The 20,255-nt window shown below is 75.2% G+C and carries 20 protein-coding genes; 13 read left to right on the forward strand and 7 right to left on the reverse strand.

What is annotated here, in order from left to right; all coding sequences use genetic code 11:
* Window positions 1-112: 112 nt before the first annotated feature.
* Genes AB0N29_RS12390 through AB0N29_RS12400 form a run of 3 tightly spaced genes read right to left on the reverse strand, consistent with a single transcriptional unit; the run spans window position 113 to window position 4,559 of the window.
* Entirely contained in the window at window positions 113-1,753 is a 1,641-nt protein-coding gene (locus AB0N29_RS12390; protein ID WP_364867108.1) for a DNA repair helicase XPB, read from the reverse strand.
* 7 nt (window positions 1,754-1,760) lie between these two features.
* Window positions 1,761-2,285, reverse strand: a complete 525-nt coding sequence (locus AB0N29_RS12395; RefSeq protein WP_302268115.1) for a CGNR zinc finger domain-containing protein — start codon at window positions 2,283-2,285, stop codon at window positions 1,761-1,763.
* Between the two features lie 9 nt (window positions 2,286-2,294).
* Window positions 2,295-4,559 carry a helicase C-terminal domain-containing protein gene (locus AB0N29_RS12400; RefSeq protein WP_364867111.1) on the reverse strand — a complete coding sequence of 755 codons (2,265 nt, stop codon included), beginning with the start codon at window positions 4,557-4,559 and terminating at the stop codon, window positions 2,295-2,297.
* Window positions 4,560-4,583: 24 nt separating this feature from the next.
* On the opposite strand from AB0N29_RS12400, the gene AB0N29_RS12405 reads away from it, so the two are divergent.
* The 5 genes from AB0N29_RS12405 to AB0N29_RS12425 are packed head-to-tail and all read left to right on the forward strand — an operon-like array spanning window position 4,584 to window position 9,052.
* On the forward strand, window positions 4,584-5,405 hold the full coding sequence (locus tag AB0N29_RS12405) for a protein phosphatase 2C domain-containing protein (protein WP_302268113.1): 822 nt from the start codon (window positions 4,584-4,586) through the stop codon (window positions 5,403-5,405).
* Entirely contained in the window at window positions 5,402-6,715 is a 1,314-nt protein-coding gene (locus AB0N29_RS12410; RefSeq protein ID WP_364867113.1) for an FHA domain-containing protein, read from the forward strand. The genes AB0N29_RS12405 and AB0N29_RS12410 overlap by 4 nt, the downstream gene beginning before the upstream one ends.
* Complete coding sequence (locus AB0N29_RS12415) at window positions 6,715-8,013, forward strand: RDD family protein (protein WP_364867115.1); 1,299 nt, start codon at window positions 6,715-6,717, stop codon at window positions 8,011-8,013. The genes AB0N29_RS12410 and AB0N29_RS12415 overlap by 1 nt, the downstream gene beginning before the upstream one ends.
* Window positions 8,014-8,016: 3 nt before the next feature.
* Window positions 8,017-8,622 (forward strand): histone deacetylase, encoded by a 606-nt coding sequence (locus AB0N29_RS12420; protein ID WP_302268109.1) that lies wholly within the window; start codon window positions 8,017-8,019, stop codon window positions 8,620-8,622.
* Between the two features lie 10 nt (window positions 8,623-8,632).
* Window positions 8,633-9,052 (forward strand): SRPBCC family protein, encoded by a 420-nt coding sequence (locus AB0N29_RS12425; protein ID WP_364867117.1) that lies wholly within the window; start codon window positions 8,633-8,635, stop codon window positions 9,050-9,052.
* Here AB0N29_RS12425 and AB0N29_RS12430 read toward each other — a convergent pair.
* Entirely contained in the window at window positions 9,036-11,183 is a 2,148-nt protein-coding gene (locus AB0N29_RS12430) for a S8 family serine peptidase (protein WP_364867119.1), read from the reverse strand. The two genes, AB0N29_RS12425 and AB0N29_RS12430, sit on opposite strands and share 17 nt — an antisense overlap.
* Before the next feature lie 98 nt (window positions 11,184-11,281).
* Between AB0N29_RS12430 and AB0N29_RS12435 the strand changes: the two genes are divergently transcribed.
* Window positions 11,282-11,917, forward strand: coding sequence for an HAD family hydrolase (locus AB0N29_RS12435; RefSeq protein WP_302268105.1), 636 nt, complete (start codon window positions 11,282-11,284; stop codon window positions 11,915-11,917).
* A 112-nt stretch (window positions 11,918-12,029) separates the two neighbouring features.
* Window positions 12,030-12,425, forward strand: coding sequence for a cold-shock protein (locus AB0N29_RS12440; protein WP_302268104.1), 396 nt, complete (start codon window positions 12,030-12,032; stop codon window positions 12,423-12,425).
* 13 nt (window positions 12,426-12,438) lie between these two features.
* Here AB0N29_RS12440 and AB0N29_RS12445 read toward each other — a convergent pair whose 3' ends face one another.
* Window positions 12,439-14,028, reverse strand: a complete 1,590-nt coding sequence (locus AB0N29_RS12445; RefSeq protein WP_364867122.1) for an MFS transporter — start codon at window positions 14,026-14,028, stop codon at window positions 12,439-12,441.
* A gap of 91 nt (window positions 14,029-14,119) precedes the next feature.
* On the opposite strand from AB0N29_RS12445, the gene AB0N29_RS12450 reads away from it, so the two are divergent.
* Window positions 14,120-14,896 carry a DUF3027 domain-containing protein gene (locus tag AB0N29_RS12450; RefSeq protein ID WP_302268102.1) on the forward strand — a complete coding sequence of 259 codons (777 nt, stop codon included), beginning with the start codon at window positions 14,120-14,122 and terminating at the stop codon, window positions 14,894-14,896.
* Between the two features lie 10 nt (window positions 14,897-14,906).
* On the opposite strand, the gene AB0N29_RS12455 is transcribed toward AB0N29_RS12450, so the two are convergent.
* The gene (locus AB0N29_RS12455; RefSeq protein ID WP_302268101.1) at window positions 14,907-15,539 is read right to left on the reverse strand and encodes a class I SAM-dependent methyltransferase; all 633 of its coding nucleotides are present in this window, start codon (window positions 15,537-15,539) and stop codon (window positions 14,907-14,909) included.
* The gene (locus AB0N29_RS12460; protein ID WP_302268100.1) at window positions 15,532-15,825 is read right to left on the reverse strand and encodes a DUF2530 domain-containing protein; all 294 of its coding nucleotides are present in this window, start codon (window positions 15,823-15,825) and stop codon (window positions 15,532-15,534) included. Before AB0N29_RS12460 ends, AB0N29_RS12455 begins: the two co-directional genes overlap by 8 nt.
* A 49-nt stretch (window positions 15,826-15,874) precedes the next feature.
* Here AB0N29_RS12460 and AB0N29_RS12465 point away from each other — a divergent pair, with 49 nt between their 5' ends.
* The 5 genes from AB0N29_RS12465 to rpsG all read left to right on the forward strand — a co-directional run bounded on the left by AB0N29_RS12465 (window position 15,875) and on the right by rpsG (window position 20,206).
* On the forward strand, window positions 15,875-17,308 hold the full coding sequence (locus tag AB0N29_RS12465; protein ID WP_302268098.1) for an NCS2 family permease: 1,434 nt from the start codon (window positions 15,875-15,877) through the stop codon (window positions 17,306-17,308).
* 110 nt (window positions 17,309-17,418) lie between these two features.
* Complete coding sequence (locus tag AB0N29_RS12470; RefSeq protein WP_302268097.1) at window positions 17,419-17,865, forward strand: MarR family transcriptional regulator; 447 nt, start codon at window positions 17,419-17,421, stop codon at window positions 17,863-17,865.
* Window positions 17,862-19,166, forward strand: a complete 1,305-nt coding sequence (locus tag AB0N29_RS12475) for an MFS transporter (protein ID WP_302268095.1) — start codon at window positions 17,862-17,864, stop codon at window positions 19,164-19,166. The genes AB0N29_RS12470 and AB0N29_RS12475 overlap by 4 nt, the downstream gene beginning before the upstream one ends.
* A 193-nt stretch (window positions 19,167-19,359) precedes the next feature.
* Window positions 19,360-19,734, forward strand: a complete 375-nt coding sequence (rpsL, locus tag AB0N29_RS12480; RefSeq protein WP_011757353.1) for a 30S ribosomal protein S12 — start codon at window positions 19,360-19,362, stop codon at window positions 19,732-19,734.
* A 1-nt stretch (window position 19,735) separates the two neighbouring features.
* Window positions 19,736-20,206, forward strand: a complete 471-nt coding sequence (gene rpsG, locus AB0N29_RS12485; protein ID WP_300952935.1) for a 30S ribosomal protein S7 — start codon at window positions 19,736-19,738, stop codon at window positions 20,204-20,206.
* The last annotated feature ends 49 nt before the right edge of the window (window positions 20,207-20,255 follow it).

The raw sequence follows: 20,255 nt of genomic DNA on the forward strand, positions 1-20,255 counted from the left end.
GACGCCGAAGGTAAAAGGTTGCCGGCGTCAATGAGTGCGCATCGGGACACAACCGTGCTCCTGGCGCACTTGACCACCCGATCGGACCACGCCACCCCAGGGTGCGGCGGCGTCAGGCCGGCAGGTCCTCGGCGTCGACGATCCGGTAGGCGTACCCCTGCTCGGCGAGGAACCGCTGCCGGTTGGCGGCGAAGTCGGCGTCGACGGTGTCGCGGGAGACGATCGTGTAGAAGTGCGCGGTCTTGCCCTCGGACTTCGGCCGCAGCAGCCGGCCGAGGCGCTGGGCCTCCTCCTGGCGGGAGCCGTAGGAGCCGGAGACCTGGATGGCGACCTCGGCCGAGGGCAGGTCGATGGAGAAGTTCGCGACCTTCGAGACCACCAGCAGCCCGACCTCCCCGGAGCGGAACGCCTCGAAGAGCCGCTGGCGCTCCTTGACCGGGGTGTCGCCCTTGATGACGGGGGCGTCGAGGGAGGCGGCGAGCTCGTCGAGCTGCTCGATGTACTGCCCGATCACCAGCGTCGGCTGCCCCGGGTGCGAGGCGACGATGTCCCGCACGACGCGGGTCTTCTCGGCGGTGCACGAGGCGAGCCGGTAGCGCTCCTCGGGCTCGGCGACGGCGTACACCAGCCGCTCGTCGGTCGGCAGCGTCACGCGGACCTCGACGCAGTCGGCCGGGGCGATCCAGCCCTGGGCCTCGATGTCCTTCCACGGCGCGTCGTACCGCTTGGGGCCGATGAGGGAGAACACGTCGCCCTCGCGGCCGTCCTCGCGCACCAGCGTGGCGGTCAGCCCGATCCGGCGGCGCGCCTGCAGGTTCGCGGTCATCCGGAAGATCGGCGCCGGCAGCAGGTGCACCTCGTCGTAGACGACGAGGCCCCAGTCGCGGGCGTCGAGCAGCTCGAGGTGGGGGTAGACGCCCTTCCGCTTGGTGGTCAGGACCTGGTACGTCGCGATGGTGACCGGACGGACCTCCTTGACCGACCCGGAGTACTCGCCGATCTCGTCCTCGGTCAGGGAGGTACGGCGCACCAGCTCGTCCTTCCACTGACGCGCCGAGACCGTGTTGGTGACCAGGATCAGCGTGGTCGCCTTCGCGTGGGCCATCGCGGAGGCGCCGACCAGCGTCTTGCCCGCCCCGCAGGGCAGCACGACGACGCCGGACCCGCCGTGCCAGAAGGACTCGGCCGCGTCGCGCTGGTAGTCGCGCAGCTGCCACCCGGTCTCGTCGAGCTCGATCGGGTGGGCCTCGCCGTCGACGTACCCCGCGAAGTCCTCGGCGGGCCAGCCGATCTTCAGCAGCGCCTGCTTGAGGTTGCCCCGCTCGGAGGCGTGCACGACCACGGAGTCGTCGTCGATGCGGGCGCCGATCATGCCCTGCACCTTCTTGGCCCGCAGCACCTCCTCGAGCACCGGCCGGTCGGTCGAGGAGAGCACCAGCCCGTGGGTGGGGTGCTTCTCCAGCCGCAGCCGGCCGTAGCGGGCCATCGTCTCGGCCACGTCGACGAGCAGCGCGTGCGGGACGGCGTAGCGGCTGTACTCCAGCAGCGTGTCGACGACCTGCTCGGCGTCGTGGCCGGCGGCGCGGGCGTTCCACAGCCCCAGCGGCGTGAGCCGGTAGGTGTGCACGTGCTCGGGGGAGCGCTCGAGCTCGGCGAACGGCGCGATCGCCTTGCGGCAGTCGGCCGCGCGCTCGTGGTCGATCTCGAGGAGCAGGGTCTTGTCGGACTGGACGATGAGGGGGCCGTCGTTCATCGGGTGCTCACGCGGGGAGGACCGCCTTCTGCCGGGCGCGGTACGCCGCCACGTTGGCCCGCGAGGAGCAGCGGTCCGAGCAGTAGCGGCGCGACTGGTTGGGGGAGGTGTCGACGTACACCTGGTGGCACCGGTCGGCCGCGCAGACGCCGAGCCGGGTCGGACCCAGGTCGCACACGAGCGTCATCAGCCCGAGGAGCGACTCGCCGACGAGCAGCTCGGCCACCGAGGCGGTGCGGCTGGCGACGTGGACGTGCAGGCGGCCGTCGTGCCCGGAGATGCGCGGGCTGACCGGGTGCCGGGCCATCAGCTCGTTGAGGCCGTCGACGACCGCGGCGACGTCGCGGGCCGCGGACGCCTCGAAGACCGGGCGCAGGTCGCGCTGGTGCCGCCGCAGCAGCATGCAGTCGCGGTCGGTCGCGCGCTCCTGCAGCCAGGGCCGGTCCGCGAGGTGCGCGACGAGCGCGTCGACGTCGACGAGGTCCGCGTTGAGCAGCGCTGCCGACTGCTCGGCGTACCGGATGAAGTCCACCCGCGGAGTCTACGGAGACGGCTCAACGGGCCGGACGCTCGTGATCCGGTGCACCGCGAAGGTGCGCAGGTCGTCGCTGCGGTGGTCGTGCGCGGTCAGCTGGCCGCCCTCGACCGAGACCGGGTCGACGATCCGCTCGGTCGAGGTGCCCTGGTTGTCGACGTAGGCGATCAGCACCGGGGTGCGGGACTCCACGGCCCCGCGCAGCGCGGCCAGCGAGCCGCTCGGGGACAGCTGGGCGGCCTGCGCGGTGGCCGGCCGGGCGGACGCGGCGCGGTCGCCGGAGCGGATCGCGGTGACGACCGCGGAGGCGGTCGCGGCCTGCCGGGCGGCGGTGCGGGCCGGGACCCGCCGGTCCTTCGGGGTGCGGGCGCGCAGCACGTCCGGGCGGGCGACGTGCACGGTGCCGTCCGGGGCCTCCACGACGGGTGCTCCGCCGAGCTCGCGCAGCCGGGGGAGGAGCACGTCGAGCGGGGTCGTCGAGACCAGCACCGTCGGCGCGATCCGGCGCAGCCCGAGCCCGGCGGCCCGCGGGTGGTGCTCGAGCTCGGTCAGCGCCGAGGTGTCGTCGGAGCGGAGGAAGGCCTCCACCGCGCCCACCCGGACCGCCCCGTAGGTGCGCGCGGTGTCGTCGACGAGGTACGTCAGCGGCTGGGGGACCGGGGTGCGGGAGACCGACGAGACGAAGTCGTGCAGCTCCACCGCCGTCCACCCCGAGTCGAGCGCCCGGCGCACCGAGCCGGGCGTGAAGCGGTAGACCGTCGCCCCGCCGCGCGACTCCACGTCCGCCACGACCTGCAGGCGCCGCGCGAGCGCGGACTCCAGCGGGCCGGGCGCGACCGCGGTGAGGTCGGCTTGCAGCAGCACGTGGTCGACCGGCTCGGGCAGCAGACCGGTCAGCGCCTCGGTGGGGTCCTCGCCCGCGAGCAGGGGCCGGGAGTACGTCGCCAGGCCGCCCAGCCCCGCCACGCCGAGCGCCGCGGCCTCGACCAGCGCGGCCGCGACCTGGTCGGCGCGCGTGCGAGGCCGGCGCGGGCGCAGCCATCCGACGCGCGCGACCACCGAGGGCGGACCGGTCCCGCTGGCGACGACCTGCCCCGCGGGCAGGCCGGCCAGCACCTCGAGCGTCATGCGGCGCGCCTCCGCGGCCGTCGCGGAGGACAGCTCGGGCTGCAGCGCGTTCCAGGCCTTGCCCTGGGGGTCGCGCTGGCCGACGAGGCTCGGCAGGCGGGGCGTGTCCAGCCAGGCCCGGGCCAAGGCGGCCCACCGCGGGGCGGGGTCCTGGGCCGACCAGGTGTCGAAGAGGTCGGTCGGCACCCACGCCGGGTTGCCGTCGCGGTCGGCGGTGGTCGCGACCAGCCCGGCGGCGTGCGCCACCTCGACGACGAGGGCCGCGGTCGGCTCGTCGAGGTGCAGCAGCGCCGCGGTCGCCTTGAGGTCGCGCACCCCCAGGCCCCCGCTGCGCAGCGCCGTCGGCGGGCTGGTTCCCCAGTGGTCGAGGAGCAGCTCCACGCGGCGTACCAGCTCGAACGCCGCGCCGGCCGCCGCCCGGTCCACGAGCGTGCCCGAGCGGTCGGAGGTGACGACCTCGGGGACCTCGTCGACCGGCTCGCGGGTGGTGGTCCCGCCGCGGAGGGCGAGCCCCACCTCGCCGGGCAGCACGACCGTCCCGCCGCCGCGGGGGACGAGCAGCCGGCGGGCGAGCAGCTCCTCGGCGGGCGTCGCGGCGTCGGCGACGGACACGTGGTGCCTCGAGGTGCCGGTCGTGGCCTCGCCGCCCTGCTCGGCGACGACGTCGAGCAGCGTGCGGGCGGCCGGCGAGAGCTCGCCGATCCGCCGCTCGACCTCGGCGGGCGCGGGGGCGTCGGGGGAGCGGGGGTGCAGCCCGCTGGTGCCGCCGCCGCGGACCCCCGCCATCGCCTCCGGCACGCCCGTCAGCGCGCGCAGCCCCGCCGTGGACTCCCAGGCCAGGGCCAGGTCGAGCAGGCGGTCGAGCGCCGCGGTCGTGGCCTCCGGGCTGGCCCGGACCAGGGTGAGGAGTTCCTCGGGTGTGGTTTGACCTGCGACGACGAGGGCATCAAGGACGCAGAGCTCGAGCCGCGTGAGGTCGTCGAGCGCACGGACGAGGGACGAACGAGTGGCCGCGCGGGACGCCAGCTGGCCGGAGTCATGAGGGGCGGGAGTGGCGAGATCGGGACGCTCGTGCAGGAGCCGGGACAAGCGGTCGTCCGACCAGCTGCGCAGCTGGTCGGCGAGCGAGCGGTGTCCGGACATCCCCTCAACGCTACCGAGCGGCGCGTGAAGGCCGTCGAGCTCCACCACGGGGCGGCCACCGACGTCGGCCTGGTGCGGGAGGTCAACGAGGACGCCTTCCTCGCCGCGCCCCCGGTCTTCGTGGTCGCCGACGGGATGGGCGGGCACGAAGGGGGCGACGTCGCCAGCGCCATCGTCGTCGAGGAGTTCGGGCGGCTGGCCGACGCCGGCTACGACCCCGCCCGCGGCGCCGAGGTGATCGCGGCGACCCTGCGCGACTGCCAGCGCCGGATCTCCGAGTACGGCGCCGCCCAGCGTGCCCGGGGCGCCAGCCGGTTCCACGCGGGGACCACCGCGGTGGTCGCGCTGCTCGTCGAGGACGACGGGGAGCCCAAGTGGCTGCTGGCCAACCTCGGGGACTCGCGGATCTACCGGTACGTCGACGCGCGGCTCGAGCAGGTCAGCGTCGACCACAGCGTGGTGCAGGAGCTGGTCGAGGCCGGCGCGATCACCGAGGACGACGCCGCGGTGCACCCCGAGCGGCACGTCATCACCCGGGCGCTCGGCGGACCCGAGGGTGCCGAGGCCGACTACTTCCTCCTGCCGCTGCCCTCGGTCGAGCGGCTCGTGCTGTGCTCCGACGGCGTCACCGGCATGATCGGCGACGACCACATGGCCGAGATCCTCGGCCGTGTCGAGGACCCGCGCGACGCGGCCGACCACCTCGTCGGTGCCGCGCTGGCGGCCGGCGGCAAGGACAACGCGACGGTCGTGGTCGTCGATGTGGTGGGATTGGTCAGCGAGTTCTCCTACGACTCCGACGCCCAACGGGTGAGTCTCGAGCAGAAACTGGGAGCCCTTCCGTGAGCGAGCAGACGACGACCCGGTCCTACCGGCCGGGACAGTGGTTCGGGGTGCTCGGCAGCCGGACCACCGTGCTGCTGCCCCCGACCGAGCGCGCCAGCGCGGCGGCGCTGTGGCCGCTGGTCGACGACGGGGCCGACGCCGACGTCCTGCTGGACGCGCTGCTGTCCGACGGGTTGCGGGCGGTGCCGGCGTTCGTGCTGGCCACCACCGCCGAGGACGGCTCGACGCGCCTGCTCGTCCGCGGGCGGGTCCGGGTCACGGTCGCCGCCGACGGCGAGACCGTCGAGGTCGACGGCGCCTCGGCGACCACCTGGGTAGAGCGCTCGTGGGTGTCCGTCTCGGCGCTCTCGGTCGTCCTCGACGAGCGTCCCGGCGGCCCCGACCTCACCGTCGCCGACGGGCTCGTCCGCCTCTCACGGCTGCAGGAGCCGGCCGAGGCTCCCGGCGCCGGCCCGGTCGCCCGGCCGGTCGCCGACGAGCCGGAGTTCGGCCCGGAGCCGGAGACCGAGCTGGGCGAGGTCGCCGACGAGGAGACCGACCACGGGTCCGACCACGGGTCCGGACCGGACCGGACCGACGACGAGCCGCCGACGACGTCCCTCCCGCCCGTCCCGGCTCCGCCCTCGTCCCCGCCGCCCGCGCCGCCCGCGCCGCCCGCGCCGCCGACCCTTCCCCCGCCGCCCCCCGCGCCGCCCGCGCCGCCCGCGCCGCCGACCCTTCCCCCGCCGCCCCCCGCGCCGCCGACGCCGCCTCCGCCGGTGCTGCCGCCCGACATCCCGCCCCCGCCGCCCGGCCCGCCGCCGGCACCGCCGGCTCCCCCGGCCGCGCCCGACACGGCCGCCACCGACGTGGTGGACCACGACGGCGAGACCCGGGCCGGCGCGGCCGACCCGGCGGCGTACGAGCGTCCCCACTCGGGCATCCCCGGCCAGCCCCAGGCGCCGGCGGTCACCTCGCGCCCGGTCGCCCGGCTGGTGGTGTCCAACGGCGAGACGATCGACGTCGACCGCGCCGTGCTCGTCGGGCGGGCGCCCGAGGCGCGCCGGTTCACCTCGACCGAGCAGCCGCGCCTGGTCACCGTGCCGAGCCCGCAGCAGGAAATCTCCTCGACCCATCTCGAGGTGCGTCCCGGCTCCGGCGCGGACCACGGCCTGGCCGTGGTGACCGACCTCGGCTCGACCAACGGCACCGTCCTGGTGCAGCCCGGCCTCGGGCCCGAGGAGCTGCAGCCCGGCATCGCCGTCCAGCTGATCCCCGGTGCCGTCATCGACCTGGGCGACGGCGTCACCATCCAGGTCACCAAGCCCTGATGGCCGGCGACGCACCCGCCGCCGCGACCACCTTCCCCGCGGCGGAGCTCGACCGGCGGTTCTACGCCTTCGCCGTCGACCGGCTCATCGCGTGGGGCGCGTACGCCGTCGCGGGCCTCCTCGCCTGGCGGTTCCTCTTCGAGGAGGGCCGGACCTGGACCGGGGTCGGCGTGCTGGTCGGTGTCGTCGTCGTGGTGTCCCTCCTCTTCTCCCTGCTCCTGGGCCTGCGCGGCACATCGCCGGGACGCGCGCTGCTCGGCCTGCGCGTGGTCCACGAGTCGACGGGCGCGCCGATCGGCGTCCCCGCCGCGATGCTGCGCTCGCTCGTGCTGGGGCTGGCGGCCGTGCCGACCTTCGGGTTCGGCCTCGCGACGCTGGCCTGGACCGCCGTGATGGACCGCAGCGGCCAGCGCCGCGGCGCGCACGACCGGCTCACCCGTGCCGTCGTCGTCGACGTGCGGCCGGTGCCGGTCGTCGTCGAGGAGGTCGCGGCGGCCCCGCGCCACGTCGTCAACCTGACGGCGATGCGTCTCGTCCCGGCACCGCCCGCGGTCACGACCCCGTCCGCCCCGCCGCGCGCCCCCCGCCCCGCGACGCCGCCCCCCTCGGCGGTGCCCGCACCCGTCCTGCCCCCGCCCGCGGCCCCCCGGGCGGACCCGCCGCCAGCCCCGCCCCTGCCGCCGCCGCCCGCGCCCCCGGCCGCCACCACGACGCCGGTGCCGACGCCCGCGGCCGCACCCGCAGCGCTCACGCCGACCACGCCGACCACGCCGACCACGCCGCCCCCGCCGCCGCGCGCCAAGCGCCGCAAGCTCGGCCCGCCGCTGGTCGACGAACCCGCCCCGACCACGCCGGAGTCGGCCGGCACGATCGGCCAGGGGACGCCCGCCCCGGCCCACGCGGCCGCTCCGCGCAGCCACACGACGGCCGAGCGGACCGTCATCCGCGCGAGCGGCACCGGTCCGGCCCGCTGGCGGGTGGGCTTCGACAGCGGCGAGTCGTTCGTGGTCGAGGGGCTCGTGCTGGTCGGCCGCCGACCCGAGCCGCGGCAGGGGGAGCCGGTGCGCCACCTGGTGCCGCTCCGCTCCGGCGACATGTCGCTGTCCAAGACCCACGCCCAGGTGCAGGTCGCGCCGGACGGCGTCCTGGTCGTGATGGACCGCGGCTCGACCAACGGCTCGGTCCTCGTGCGCCAGGGGGTCTCCCGGCCGCTGGCGGCCGGCAAGGCGACCACGTTGCTCGAGGGCGACCTCGTCCGGTTCGGCGACCGGCACATGACGGTCGCCCGGGAGGGCTGAGCCGTGGCCGGGGGCCTGGTCTGGTACGTCTCCTACGGGTCGAACATGGCCGCGGACCGCCTGGCCTGCTACCTGCAGGGCGGCTGTCCTCCCGGCGGCAACCGGCACAACCCGGGCGCCCGGGACACCTCGCCGCCGCTGCGCAGCATGCCGGTCGACCTGCCCGGCACGACGTACTTCGCCGGCCGGTCGCCGCAGTGGGGCGGCGGCGTGGCGTTCTACGACCACGCCCGCCCCGGGGCGACCGCGGCCCGGGCCTACCTGGTCACCGCCGGGCAGCTCGCCGACATCGCGGCCCAGGAGATGTACCGCCTCCCGGCCGACGGGGACCCCATCGAGGAGCTGGTGCTCGACCCGCTCGACGGCGGCCGGCACGAGGCCGGGCCGGGCCACTACGAGACCCTGGTCGAGGTGGGAGGGGTCGACGGCCACCCGCTGCTGACCTTCACCGCCCCGCACGGTGCCGACCACGTGCCGCACACCCGCCCCGCCGACGCCTACCTCGCCGTCATGGCCGCGGGGCTGCGCGAGTCCCGCGGCTGGTCGGAGGCGGAGGCGGCGGCGTACCTCGCGTCGCTCCAACGACCCGCGGGCGGGGACCTGCCCTAGGTTGCCTGGCATGACGTTCGAGCACGAGGAGTCCACGACCACCACCGCCGGCCCTGGCGCCGTCTGGACGCTGTGGGCCGATGTCGGCAGCTGGCACGCCTGGGACCCGGCGGTCGAGGCCGTCGCCCTGGAGGGCACGTTCGGCGAGGGTGCGGCCGGGACGATGACGCTCGTGGGCGGCGTCGAGGCGCCCTTCACCCTCGAGGTCGTCGAGCCGGGCAGGCGCTACCTGGACCGGCTGACGATGGGCGAGCTGGTTATCGAGATCGACCACGTCGTGCGGGCGGAGGGCGACGGGGCGGTCGTCACGGTCGCCACCACGGTCACCGGGCCCGGCGCCGACGACGTCGGCCCCATGGTCACGCGGGACGCCCCGGTCGCCCTGGCGCGGCTCACCGCCCTGGCCGAGGGCCTCAGCGACGGCCGGTGACGGCCACGGGCACCCGCGTGGTCGTGCCCGACCCGCCGCGCCACACGACGTACCCGTCGTCGGGCCCGGCCGACACCGACACGGTGTAGGTCGCGCTCTCCCCGGGGCCGAGCCGGACGGCGGCCGGGCGCACCCGCACGCGGCCGGCGAAGCCCGTCGCCCAGGAGGAGAAGTAGCGCGCCCGGCCGGTGACGTTGGTGACGGTCCGGGTCGCGGTGCTCCTGCCGGTCAGCAGGATGGAGGGCGTGTTGAGGTCCCCGTCGAGCTCGCTGTCCAGCCAGGCGCGGTAGTCGCCCGGCGCGACGAGGTGGACCAGCCCCGGACGACCGGCGCGCTCGGGACGCAGCCGGCCCGCGCCGGTGCGCAGGACCCCGCCGGCGACGGGGGAGGCGGTCGTCGCCAGCGCCGAGCGCACGGCGGTCGCCGACCAGGTGGGGTGCCGCTGGCGCAGCAGCGCCGCGGCGCCGGAGGTGTACGCCGTCGCGGCGGACGTGCCCGCCGCGAGGTCCCACGGTGCCGCGCGGCCGGCGGCCGGGACCGCGGAGAGCACGCCGCTGCCGGGCGCGACGACGTCGGGCTTGACCAGGTCACCGGACGGGTCGCCGCCGCTCGACCAGGCCAGGACGCGGTCGGGGGCGGGCGCGGTGCCGACCGCCCGCAGCGTGGCCCGCCCGGCGGGGTGCCCGGCGAGCCAGCGGTCCAGGACCCGTCCGTTGCGCCGGTCCAGGTGGACGGTCGGGACGTGGTGGAAGTCGGCGTCGGTGGAGCCGGGGCGGACGTTGGTCAGCACCATGCCACGACCGTCGGCGTGCTCGACGGCCCGCGACTTCTCCACGCGCGCCACCGAGCCGCCGCGGTTGCAGACCACGACCCGGCCGGCGACCTCGGCGGCGTCGAGGCTGCCCGGTGCGCACACGCGGGCGCGCTCGCGGCCGGCGCCCGGCACGGCGACGTCGGCGCCGCGGACCAGCCGGGCCGGGCCGACCGCACCGGCCGAGGAGGTGGCCCCGGTCAGGGTGGGCCCGCCGGCCAGCGCGACCCGGCCCAGGCGCTGGGGCCCGGCGGCGGCACCGACCGTGGTGACCCACGGCCCCGGGTGCCCGGCGTAGGCCTTCCGGGCGTCGTTGCCGGCCGCGGCCACGACCGCGACGTCGGCCTCGGCCGCCCCGAGCAGCGCGCGCTCGAGCGCGTCGTACCCCTCGCCGCCGCCGACGGCGACGTTGAGCACGTCCACGCCGTCGGAGACGGCCTGGTCGACCGCGGTGACGAGGTCGGAGCTCGCGCAGCCGTCGTCGCGCGGGTCGGGTGCGGTCCAGCAGGCCTTGTAGACCGCCAGCCGTGCCTGGGGAGCGACGCCGCCGAACCGGCCGATGCGCCGGTCGCCGACCCGCACGGTGACGCCGCTGTTGCCGGCCGCGATGGAGGCGAGCTGCGTGCCGTGGCCGTCGTCGTCGACCGGGCTCAGCGAGGCGCCTGCGGCCAGGCGGTCCGCGCCGAAGCCACGGACGAACCAGCGGGCGCCCACGACCTTGCGGTTGCACCGCTCGCTCGGCCAGTCCGCGGCGGCCTCGCACTCACCGGCGAACCGCTCGGGTGCCCGGCCGAGGCGGGGCACGTCGGCGAACAGCGGGCTCCCCGGTGCCAGCCCGGAGTCGACCATGCCGATGACCACCCCGGCACCTCCACGCGTGCGGGCGACGCCGCCGGCCGGGGCGGTCGCGCGCGCGGCCCGGCCCGCCAGCGGGCGCACCTCGTCGCGCTCGACGAGGGCGACGGCGGGGTCGGCCCGCAGCGCAGCGACCTGGGCCCGTCCCAGCCGGACCGCGAAGCCGTTGAGCGCCGTGGTCCAGCGGTACGCCGGCGCCGGCGCGTCCACCGCCGCCAGGAGGGCGTCCTGCTGGCGCAGCAGCGCCTCGCGCGCCCAGGGGGCGGGCAGCCCGCCGCGGTGACCGGCGAGACCCGGCCCGGCCAGGGTCACCAGGTGCATCCGCTGCCCGGCGGGCTCGAACGCGACGTCCTCGGCCGCGGCCGTCGCCGGGGCGGCCGGTCCGGCGAGGCCGGCCAGCACCAGGGTGGGCGCCGTCAGGGCGGCGGCGAGCATGCGTCGTACGCGCACGGTCGTCTGCCTCACTGCTGCCCCTTCCGTCCCAGGAGTCCTCCATTGTGGCCCACGCCCGCGCCTCGTGGGCGGGATCGTGCGCCTCGCGGGCTCCCGACTACCCTCGCCGGGTGTCTGCTGCTGCCTCGACCGACGACCGGCTGGTGGTCGGGTTCGACCTCGACATGACGCTGATCGACACCGCACCGGGGTTCGGCTCGGTGCTCCGGGCACTGGGTGCCGAGCTCGGCGTGGACTTCCCGGTCGAGGAGATGACGGCCCGCCTCGGGCCACCGCTCGACCTGCTGTTCGAGCCCTACCTGGCCGCCGAGGCCATCCCCGCGGCCGGCGACCGGTTCCGCGCGCTCTACCCCGACCACGCCATCACCTCGGTGCCGCTGCTACCCGGGGCGCAGGAGGCGCTGCACGCCGTCCGCCGCCGGGGTGGTCGCACGATCGTCGTCACCGGCAAGTTCCCGGAGAACGCGCGCCTGCACCTGGACCACCTCGGCCTCGAGGTCGACCACCTCGAGGGCTGGGTCTGGGGCGTGGGCAAGGCCGCGGTCATGCGCCGCGAGGGCGCCTCGATCTACGTGGGCGACCACGTCCACGACGTCGAGGGGGCGCTCGCCGCCGACGCGCTCAGCGTCTCGGTGCTGACCGGCGGCTGCACCCGTGAGGAGCTGCTCGAGGCCGGCACGCACGTCGTCCTCGACAGCCTCGGCGAGTTCCCGGCCTGGCTCGACGGGCACCTCGGCGCGGCCTGACGCCCCCTCCCGACCGCACCCGGAAGGCGGTGGCCGGGGGCTTGGCCGTCCTCGTAGGCTGTGCCGTCGCCCGGCAGGTCGCCGGCGCGCAGCGAGCAGAAGAGGTCAGACCGTGCCCACTGGCAAGGTGAAGTGGTTCGACGCCGGCAAGGGCTTCGGCTTCCTGTCCCAGGAGGACGGGCCGGACGTCTACGTCCACGCCGACGCCCTGCCCGAGGGCATCACCACGGTCAAGCCGGGCACCCGCGTCGAGTTCGGCATCGCCCAGGGCCGCCGGGGCGACCAGGCCCTCAAGGTCCGCATCCTCGACCGGCCGGCCTCGGTCTCGCGCCAGCAGCAGGCCGCCCGCCGGCGGCGGCCCGAGGAGATGGCCCCGATCGTCGAGGACCTGATCCGCCTCCTCGACGGCGTGGGGGAGGCCTACCGCCACGGCCGTCACCCCGACAGCCGCACCGCCGCCCCGACCGCCAAGCTGCTCCGCGCGCTCGCCGACGAGCTGGAGCTCTGAGCGGCCGGACCCGCTAGGCCGGCCCGTCCCGGCGCAGCCGCGGCATCGGCTGGGTGTCGGGCAGGTCGTCGTACGCCACGGGGGACCGCGTTGGCTGCTCCGGCTGAGCGTGCTCGGCACCGCCGGGTGCCGGCTGGTCCGCCGGCTGGTCGTCGTACGGGCGCGCGGCGCGGGCCGCGGCCGAGCGCCGGCCGAGCAGGACGTACGCCGTCCACGCGCCGAGCACCGCGACCGCGACGCCGAGCCCGAGCCGGGCGGGCTCCAGCGGCAGCGCGATGCCGATGAACCCGCCGACCACCCAGGCCACCTGCAGCGTGGTGTCGCTGCGGGCGAACGCGCTGGCCTGCACCCGCGAGGGGATGTCGCGCTGGATCGTGGAGTCGAGGCAGAACTTCGCGAGCGACTGCGCGAGCCCGGCGGTCAGGCCCAGCACGGCCAGCCACAGGACGCCGTAGAACAGCGTGGCGAGCAGCACCGCGACCAGGTCGGCAACCAGCGCGAGCACCACGGTGAGCGCGGGGTTGATCCGCCGCAGCATGGAGGCGGCCGCGACGCCGGCGGTGTTGCCGAGCCCGGCGGCGCCGACGACCAGGCCGATCATCACCTCGGCGGACAGCGACGTCTCGGGTGGGTTCTCGCGCAGCAGGAACGCCATGAACATCAGCAGGAAGCCGGAGAGGAACCGCGGCCCGCAGTTGGCCCGCAGCGCGAACGCCACCGCCGCGGGGATCCGGGTGCGCGTCCGGCGCCCCGGCTCGGCGCCGGTCGACCCGCGCAGCACCATGTCCTCCTCGCCGACGCTGGAGTCGACGGCCGCCGGCAGGCGGATCGCGCAGACGGTGGCGAGGACGAAGAGCAGGAACGCGTAGCGCAGGCTCCACTCGGGGCCCGCGAGGGAGGCCAGCCCCGCGAGCGGGGCCGAAACGGCAGCCCCGACGATCCCCGAGAGGCTCACCCGCCCGTTGGCCTTGACGAGGGTGAAGCCCGCCGGGAGCAGACGCGGTACCGCGGCGGCCCGCGTCACGCCGTACGCCTTGGAGGAGACGAGGACGCCGAGCGCGGCGGCGAAGAGCCAGGGGGAGTCGCCGGTCACCGACGTCGCCAGCGCCCAGCAGAGGAACGCGCGCAGCGCCATCGTCGCGCCGATCGCCCACCGGCGGCCGTGGGCGAACCGGTCGAGGAACGGCCCGATCAGCGGCGCGACCACCGCGAACGGCAGCATCGTCAGCCCGAGGAACAGCGCGACCTGGCCGCGCGCCTCGCCGGAGGGCACCTGGAAGAACAGGGAGCCGGCCAGGGAGATCGCGACGGCCGCGTCGCCCGCGGTGTTGAAGAAGTGCATCTGGATGAGCCGGGCGAGCCCGGACTCGCCGGCGCCCTCGGCGTTCGCCGCGCGGGTCGCCTGCCGGCCCAGGTAGCGGCTGGCCCGCCCGGTCGCCCGTCCGGCCGCGGCGACGCCACGGGCGGTGGCGCGCGCGCCGGTGCCCAACCCGGTGCCCAGCCCGCTGCCCGCCCCGGCGCCCCGCCCGCTGCTGCTGGCTCCAGCCGCGCCGTCGGCCGCCCCGTCGGCGGCCGGGCCGGGCTCGGGACGGTCGGACGTCATGGGCCCATCCTGCCGTGCCCCCGGAGGCCGCCCGGTGCCGACACCCGCCCCGAGATGGCAGAGCGTGGGGCGATCAGTCACACTCTGGTCCGTGACGACTCTCGTGCGCGCCAAGCCCGACTCCGCCGCCGTGGCGGCGGTCGACGTCGCCCGCGCCGCCCTCGTGGACGAGGTCGGCCCCGCCGACGTCGGCGAGCACCTCGGCCACGTCGTCGAGGGCGAGCGGCTGGTCACCCACCTGTTCGCCTGCGAGCGCGCGGGCTACCGCGGCTGGCACTGGTCGGTGACCGTGGCCCGGGCGCCCCGCCAGAAGAACGTGACGGTCGACGAGGTCGTGCTGATGCCCGGCGACGACGCGATCGTCGCCCCGCCGTGGGTGCCCTACCGCGAGCGGATCAAGCCCGGCGACCTCGGCCCCGGCGACCTGCTGCCCGTCGAGGACGACGACCCGCGCCTCGTGCCGACGTACTCCTACGGCGACGACCCGCTCGACGCCGACGACCGCGCCCAGGTGCGCCAGGTCGCCCAGGACCTCGGCCTCGGCCGGGTCCGGACGCTCTCGCCGGAGGGTCGCGAGGCCGCCGCGCAGCGGTGGTACGACGGCGACCAGGGCCCGTCCTCGCCGCTGGCCCAGGCCGCGCCCGAGCCGTGCACCACCTGCGGCTTCCTGCTGCGCATCAACGGCCCGCTCTCGGAGCTGTTCGGCGTCTGCGCCAACGGCGACGCCAACGACGACGGCCGGGTCGTGTCCTTCGACCACGGCTGCGGTGCCCACTCCGAGGTCCGGCTGGCCAAGAAGCACGAGCCGCAGCCGCTCCCCGAGCCCGTGATCGACACGATCACCCTCGACGACCTCGAGCGCTTCTGACCCTCGGGGGTCAGTCGGCGGCTGAGAGCAGCCAGACGGCGTAGGAGTCGTCCGGCGGGTGCAGCTCGTAGCTGCCGGCGCGCAGGTCGACGCGGAGCCCCTCCGCCGCGGCGTCCGCGGTGAAGTCCGCGGCGGACCAGCGGCGTGCGGCCGCCGGGGCGCCGCTCAGGTGGAACCCGGCGAGCACGCGGCCACCCGGGGCCAGCAGCGAGCGCAGGTGCGCGAGGACGCGCCGCTCGGTGCCCTCGGCGAGGAAGACCAGCACGTTGCCGACGCACACGACCAGGTCGAACGTGCCGACGTCGGCGGGGGAGAGGGCCAGGACGTCGGCCTCGACGACTTCCAGCGCGGGATAGGTGCGCCGCGACTGGGCCACCAGGTCCTGGTCGGGCTCCACCGCGAGCACGTCGTGCCCGCGGTCGGCGAGGGCCGCGGCCACCCGGCCCATCCCGGAGCCGACGTCGAGCACGCGGGCGCCGCGGGGGAGCAGGGCGTCGGCCAGCCGCGCCTCGCCGTCCACGTCTGCGCCGGCCTCCACCAGGCGCGCGAAGTTCTCGGCGTACCCGCCCCGGGCGGAGCCCGCCAGAGCCCACCTGGTCGGCGGCGGGTCCCCGTCGGCGACCCGCCGGACGGGCTCAGCCATCCCGCTGCTCGTCGCGGGCGACGCGGGCCCTGCGGCGGCGACGGCAGTACTCCAGCCCGAACAGGCCGAGCCCGAAGCCGGCCAGGCAGGTCCACAGCCACCAGGTGCGGCCGTCGTCGGCGAGGCGGCCGTAGAAGGGCAGCAGCGCGAGGAACCCGACGAGCCAGAGCGCGACGCCGACCTCGACCGTGCGGACGCCGTCGACGTCCAGCGGCTCGACGTCGGCGACGTGGAAGGTCCGGCTGCCGAACTCGTGCTGCGTCGGCTGGTCGTCGCGGAGCTCCACGCGAGACAAGGTACTCCGGGGGCCGCCGGGTCTGACATGCTGACCGCCCGTGAGCATCGACTCCTACTTCCGCGTCAGCGAGCGTGGTTCGACGATCGGCCAGGAGGTCCGCGGCGGCGTCGTGACCTTCCTGACGATGGCCTACATCATCGTCCTGAACCCCCTCATCCTCGGTTACGTCCAGGACTCCGAGGGCAACTTCCTCGCCGGCGGCGCCGACGGTCCCAACCTCCCCGCCATCGCCGCCGGCACCGCACTGGTCGCCGGCGTGCTGACGATCCTGATGGGCGCGGTGGCCAACTTCCCGTTGGCGCTCGCCGCGGGCCTGGGCCTGAACGCCTTCGTCGCGGTCTCCATCGCGGCCCAGTCGACCTGGGCCGACGCCATGGGCCTGGTCGTCCTCGAGGGCATCGTGATCCTCGTGCTGGTGCTGACCGGCTTCCGCACCGCGGTCTTCCACGCCGTCCCGACCCAGCTGAAGGTCGCCATCTCGGTCGGCATCGGCCTGTTCATCGCACTCATCGGCTTCGTCGACTCGGGCTTCGTCAGCCGGATCCCGGACGTCGCACAGTCGACGGTCCCGGTCCAGCTCGGCACCAGCGGGCGGCTCGAGGGCTGGCCGGTGCTGGTCTTCGCGGCCGGCCTGCTGCTGCTGATCGCCCTGTGGGTACGTCGCGTGAAGGGCGCCATCCTGATCACGATCGTCGTGGCGACGGTCGTGGCGGTCGTGCTCGACGCCGTCCTCGACCTCGGCGGGCGCAGCGCCGACAACCCGGGTGGGTGGTCGCTGACCGTGCCGTCCTTCGACGGGTTCGTCGACGTCCCCGACTTCGGCACCCTGGGGGAGTTCTCGCTCTTCGGCGCCTTCGACTCCATCGGGATCGTCGCGGCGCTGCTGCTGGTCTTCTCGCTCATGCTCGCCGACTTCTTCGACACCATGGGCACGATGACCGCGATCGGCGCGGAGGCCGGGCTCAACGACGCCGAGGGCGTCCCGCCGCACGCCGAGCGGATCCTCGTCGTCGACTCGGTCGCGGCGATCGCGGGCGGCGCCGGCGGCGTCTCGTCGAACACCTCCTACATCGAGTCGGCCTCCGGCGTCGGCGAGGGCGCGCGCACCGGGCTGTCCTCGATCGTGACCGGAGTGCTGTTCCTGCTCGCGACGTTCTTCACGCCGATCGTCGAGGCGATCCCGTCCGAGGCGGCGGTCCCCGCGCTGGTCCTCGTCGGCTTCCTGATGATGCAGCAGGTCACCGAGATCAGCTGGCACGACTTGGAGATCGCCATCCCGGCGTTCCTGACCATCGTGCTGATGCCGTTCACCTACTCGATCACCGCCGGCATCGGCGGTGGCTTCCTCGCCTACCTGCTGATCAAGCTGGTCGTCGGCAAGGCGCGGGAGATCCACCCGCTGATGGCGCTGGTCGGGGTGCTCTTCGTCGTGTACTTCGCGATCGACCCGCTCACCGACTGGCTCACCTGACCGCCGCCGGTCGCCGGACCGGACCCCGTCGCAGAGGCCCTTCCCCGTCACCGGGGGAGGGCCTCTCCTCGTCGGAATAGTTAGCAAGGGTAATGAGTTACGCTAACGACATGCCCACCGTGGAGAAGATCGCCCGCACCGACGCCGGACTGGCGTCGGAGCTCCGGTTGTCCGTCATGCGGCTGCGCCGGCGGCTCGCGAGCGAGCGCCACCCCGACAACGAGCTGTCCATCGCCCACATGGGCGTCCTCGGCTGCCTCTTCCGCCACGGCGGGCTCACCGTCGGCGAGCTCGCCGCCGCGGAGCGGGTCCAGCCGCCGAGCATGACCCGGACGGTCAACGGCCTCGAGCAGGGTGGGTACGTCACCCGCCGCCCGCACGAGTCCGACGGCCGCCAGGTCGTCGTGGAGCTGTCCGACACCGGTCGCGCCACCGTGCTCGCCGACCGCCGCCGCCGCGACGAGTGGCTGACCCGGCGGCTGCGCGAGCTGACCCCCGACGAACGAGCGGTCCTGCGCCGGGCCGCCCCGATCCTGGAAAGACTGGCCAACGCTTGAGCCCCACCTTCCGCTCCCTCGCCAACCCCAACTACCGCCGGTACGCCGCCGGTGCCGTCGTCTCCAACACCGGCACCTGGATGCAGCGCGTGGCCCAGGACTGGCTGGTGCTGCACCTCGCCGTGAACGGCGGCACCGCCGTCGGCATCACGACAGGTCTGCAGTTCCTGCCCGCCCTGCTCCTCTCGCCCTTCGCCGGCGTCGTCGCCGACCGCTTCCCCAAGCGCCAGCTGCTGCAGGTCACCCAGGTGATGATGGCGGTGCCGGCGTTCCTCCTCGGCCTCCTCGCCGCGACCGGCGTCGCCGAGGTCTGGCACGTCTACGTCCTCGCCCTGGTCTTCGGCATCGGCACCGCGATGGACGCCCCGGCGCGCCAGTCGTTCGTCAGCGAGATCGTCACCGCCGACGACCTGACCAACGCCGTGGGCCTCAACTCCGCCTCGTTCAACGCCGCCCGCATCGTCGGCCCGGCGATCGCCGGCGTGCTGATCGGCGCGCTGGGCGGCGGCACCGAGGCGACCGGCTGGGTGATCATGGTCAACGCGGTCACCTACCTCGCGCCGATCCTGGCGCTGCGCGGCATGGACGCCAGCCGCCTCACGCCCGCTCCCACCCAGCGCCGGCACCCCGGGATGATCCGCGAGGGGGTGCGGTACGTCGCCGGGCGGCCCGACCTGGTCCTGGTGCTGGTCGTGGTCTTCGTCGTGGGCACCTTCGGCCTGAACTTCCAGATGACCTCGGCCCTGATGGCCACCGACGTCTTCGGCAAGGGCGCGACGGAGTACGGGCTGCTCGGCACCTTCATGGCCGTCGGCTCGCTGACCGGCGCGCTGCTCGCGGCCCGCCGCCCGGTGGTGCGGCTGCGGCTGGTGGTCGGTGCGGCGGTGGTCTTCGGCGTCGCCGAGGTCGTCGCCGGGCTGCTGCCGACGTACGTCGCGTTCGCGGTGTGGATGCCCGCCCTGGGCCTGTCCGCGCTCACCATGATCACCGCCGCCAACACCCTCATGCAGGTCTCCACCGCGCCCGCGCTGCGGGGCCGCGTGATGGCCCTCTACCTGATGATCTTCATGGGCGGGACCCCGCTCGGCGCGCCCGTCGTGGGCTGGGTGGGGGAGACCTTCGGTGCCCGCTGGACCCTCGTGGGCGGAGGGGCGATCACCCTGGTCGGCGTGGCCCTGGCGGTGGCGTGGTACCTGGCCCGCTCGGGCGGCCTCTCGCGCGTTTTGACCCCCGTAGGGGCGCCGGGTAACCTCGGTCCTCGTGTCTGGGACAACCAGGCCGTTGCGCGTGCGCAGAAGTAGTCGGCGGGAACGGACCGTCGCACTTGGAGCACGCAAGCCTCGCCACCGCCCCGGTGGTGGCGCCGTGTCGGGCGACACGCCCGACCTCGGGGGCGAGCAGCGCCGGTTGGGAGCACCACCCGGCACACCAGCAGGACATCGTGCGCAGCACCGTGCCGCGTACTGAGAGCCGACAAAGAAGGGGAACCACCCGGTGCCCACCATTCAGCAGCTGGTCCGCAAGGGCCGCCAGGACAAGGTGTCGAAGAACAAGACGCCTGCCCTGAAGGGCTCGCCGCAGCGCCGAGGCGTCTGCACGCGCGTCTACACCACCACCCCGAAGAAGCCGAACTCCGCCCTCCGCAAGGTCGCCCGCGTGCGCCTGTCCAGCGGCGTCGAGGTCACGGCGTACATCCCGGGTGTGGGCCACAACCTCCAGGAGCACTCGATCGTGCTCGTGCGCGGCGGCCGGGTGAAGGACCTCCCCGGTGTCCGCTACAAGATCATCCGCGGCACGCTCGACACCCAGGGCGTGAAGAACCGCAAGCAGGCTCGCAGCCGTTACGGCGCGAAGAAGGAGAAGAGCTGACATGCCGCGCAAGGGTCCGGCCCCGAAGCGGCCGATCGACGTCGACCCGGTCTACGGTTCGCAGCTGGTCTCCCAGCTCGTCTCCAAGGTGCTGCAGGACGGCAAGAAGCAGGTCGCCCAGCGCATCGTCTACTCCGCGCTCGAGGGCTGCCGCGAGAAGACCGGCACCGACCCCGTCGTGACGCTCAAGCGTGCGATGGACAACGTCAAGCCGGCCATCGAGGTCAAGTCCCGCCGCGTCGGCGGTGCGACCTACCAGGTCCCGATCGAGGTCAAGGGCACGCGCGGCACCACGCTCGCGCTGCGCTGGCTCGTCGGCTACGCGCAGGACCGTCGCGAGAAGACGATGTCCGAGCGCCTGATGAACGAGATCCTCGACGCGTCCAACGGCCTCGGTGCCGCGGTGAAGAAGCGTGAGGACACCCACAAGATGGCCGAGTCGAACAAGGCCTTCGCGCACTACCGCTGGTGACCTCGGGCGGGGGCGGCGCAGGTCGCCCCCGCTCCACCCGCAACCACCC

It is taken from the genome of Nocardioides sp. NPDC092400 (assembly GCF_040684155.1).
In the GTDB taxonomy this organism is placed as follows: domain Bacteria; phylum Actinomycetota; class Actinomycetes; order Propionibacteriales; family Nocardioidaceae; genus Nocardioides.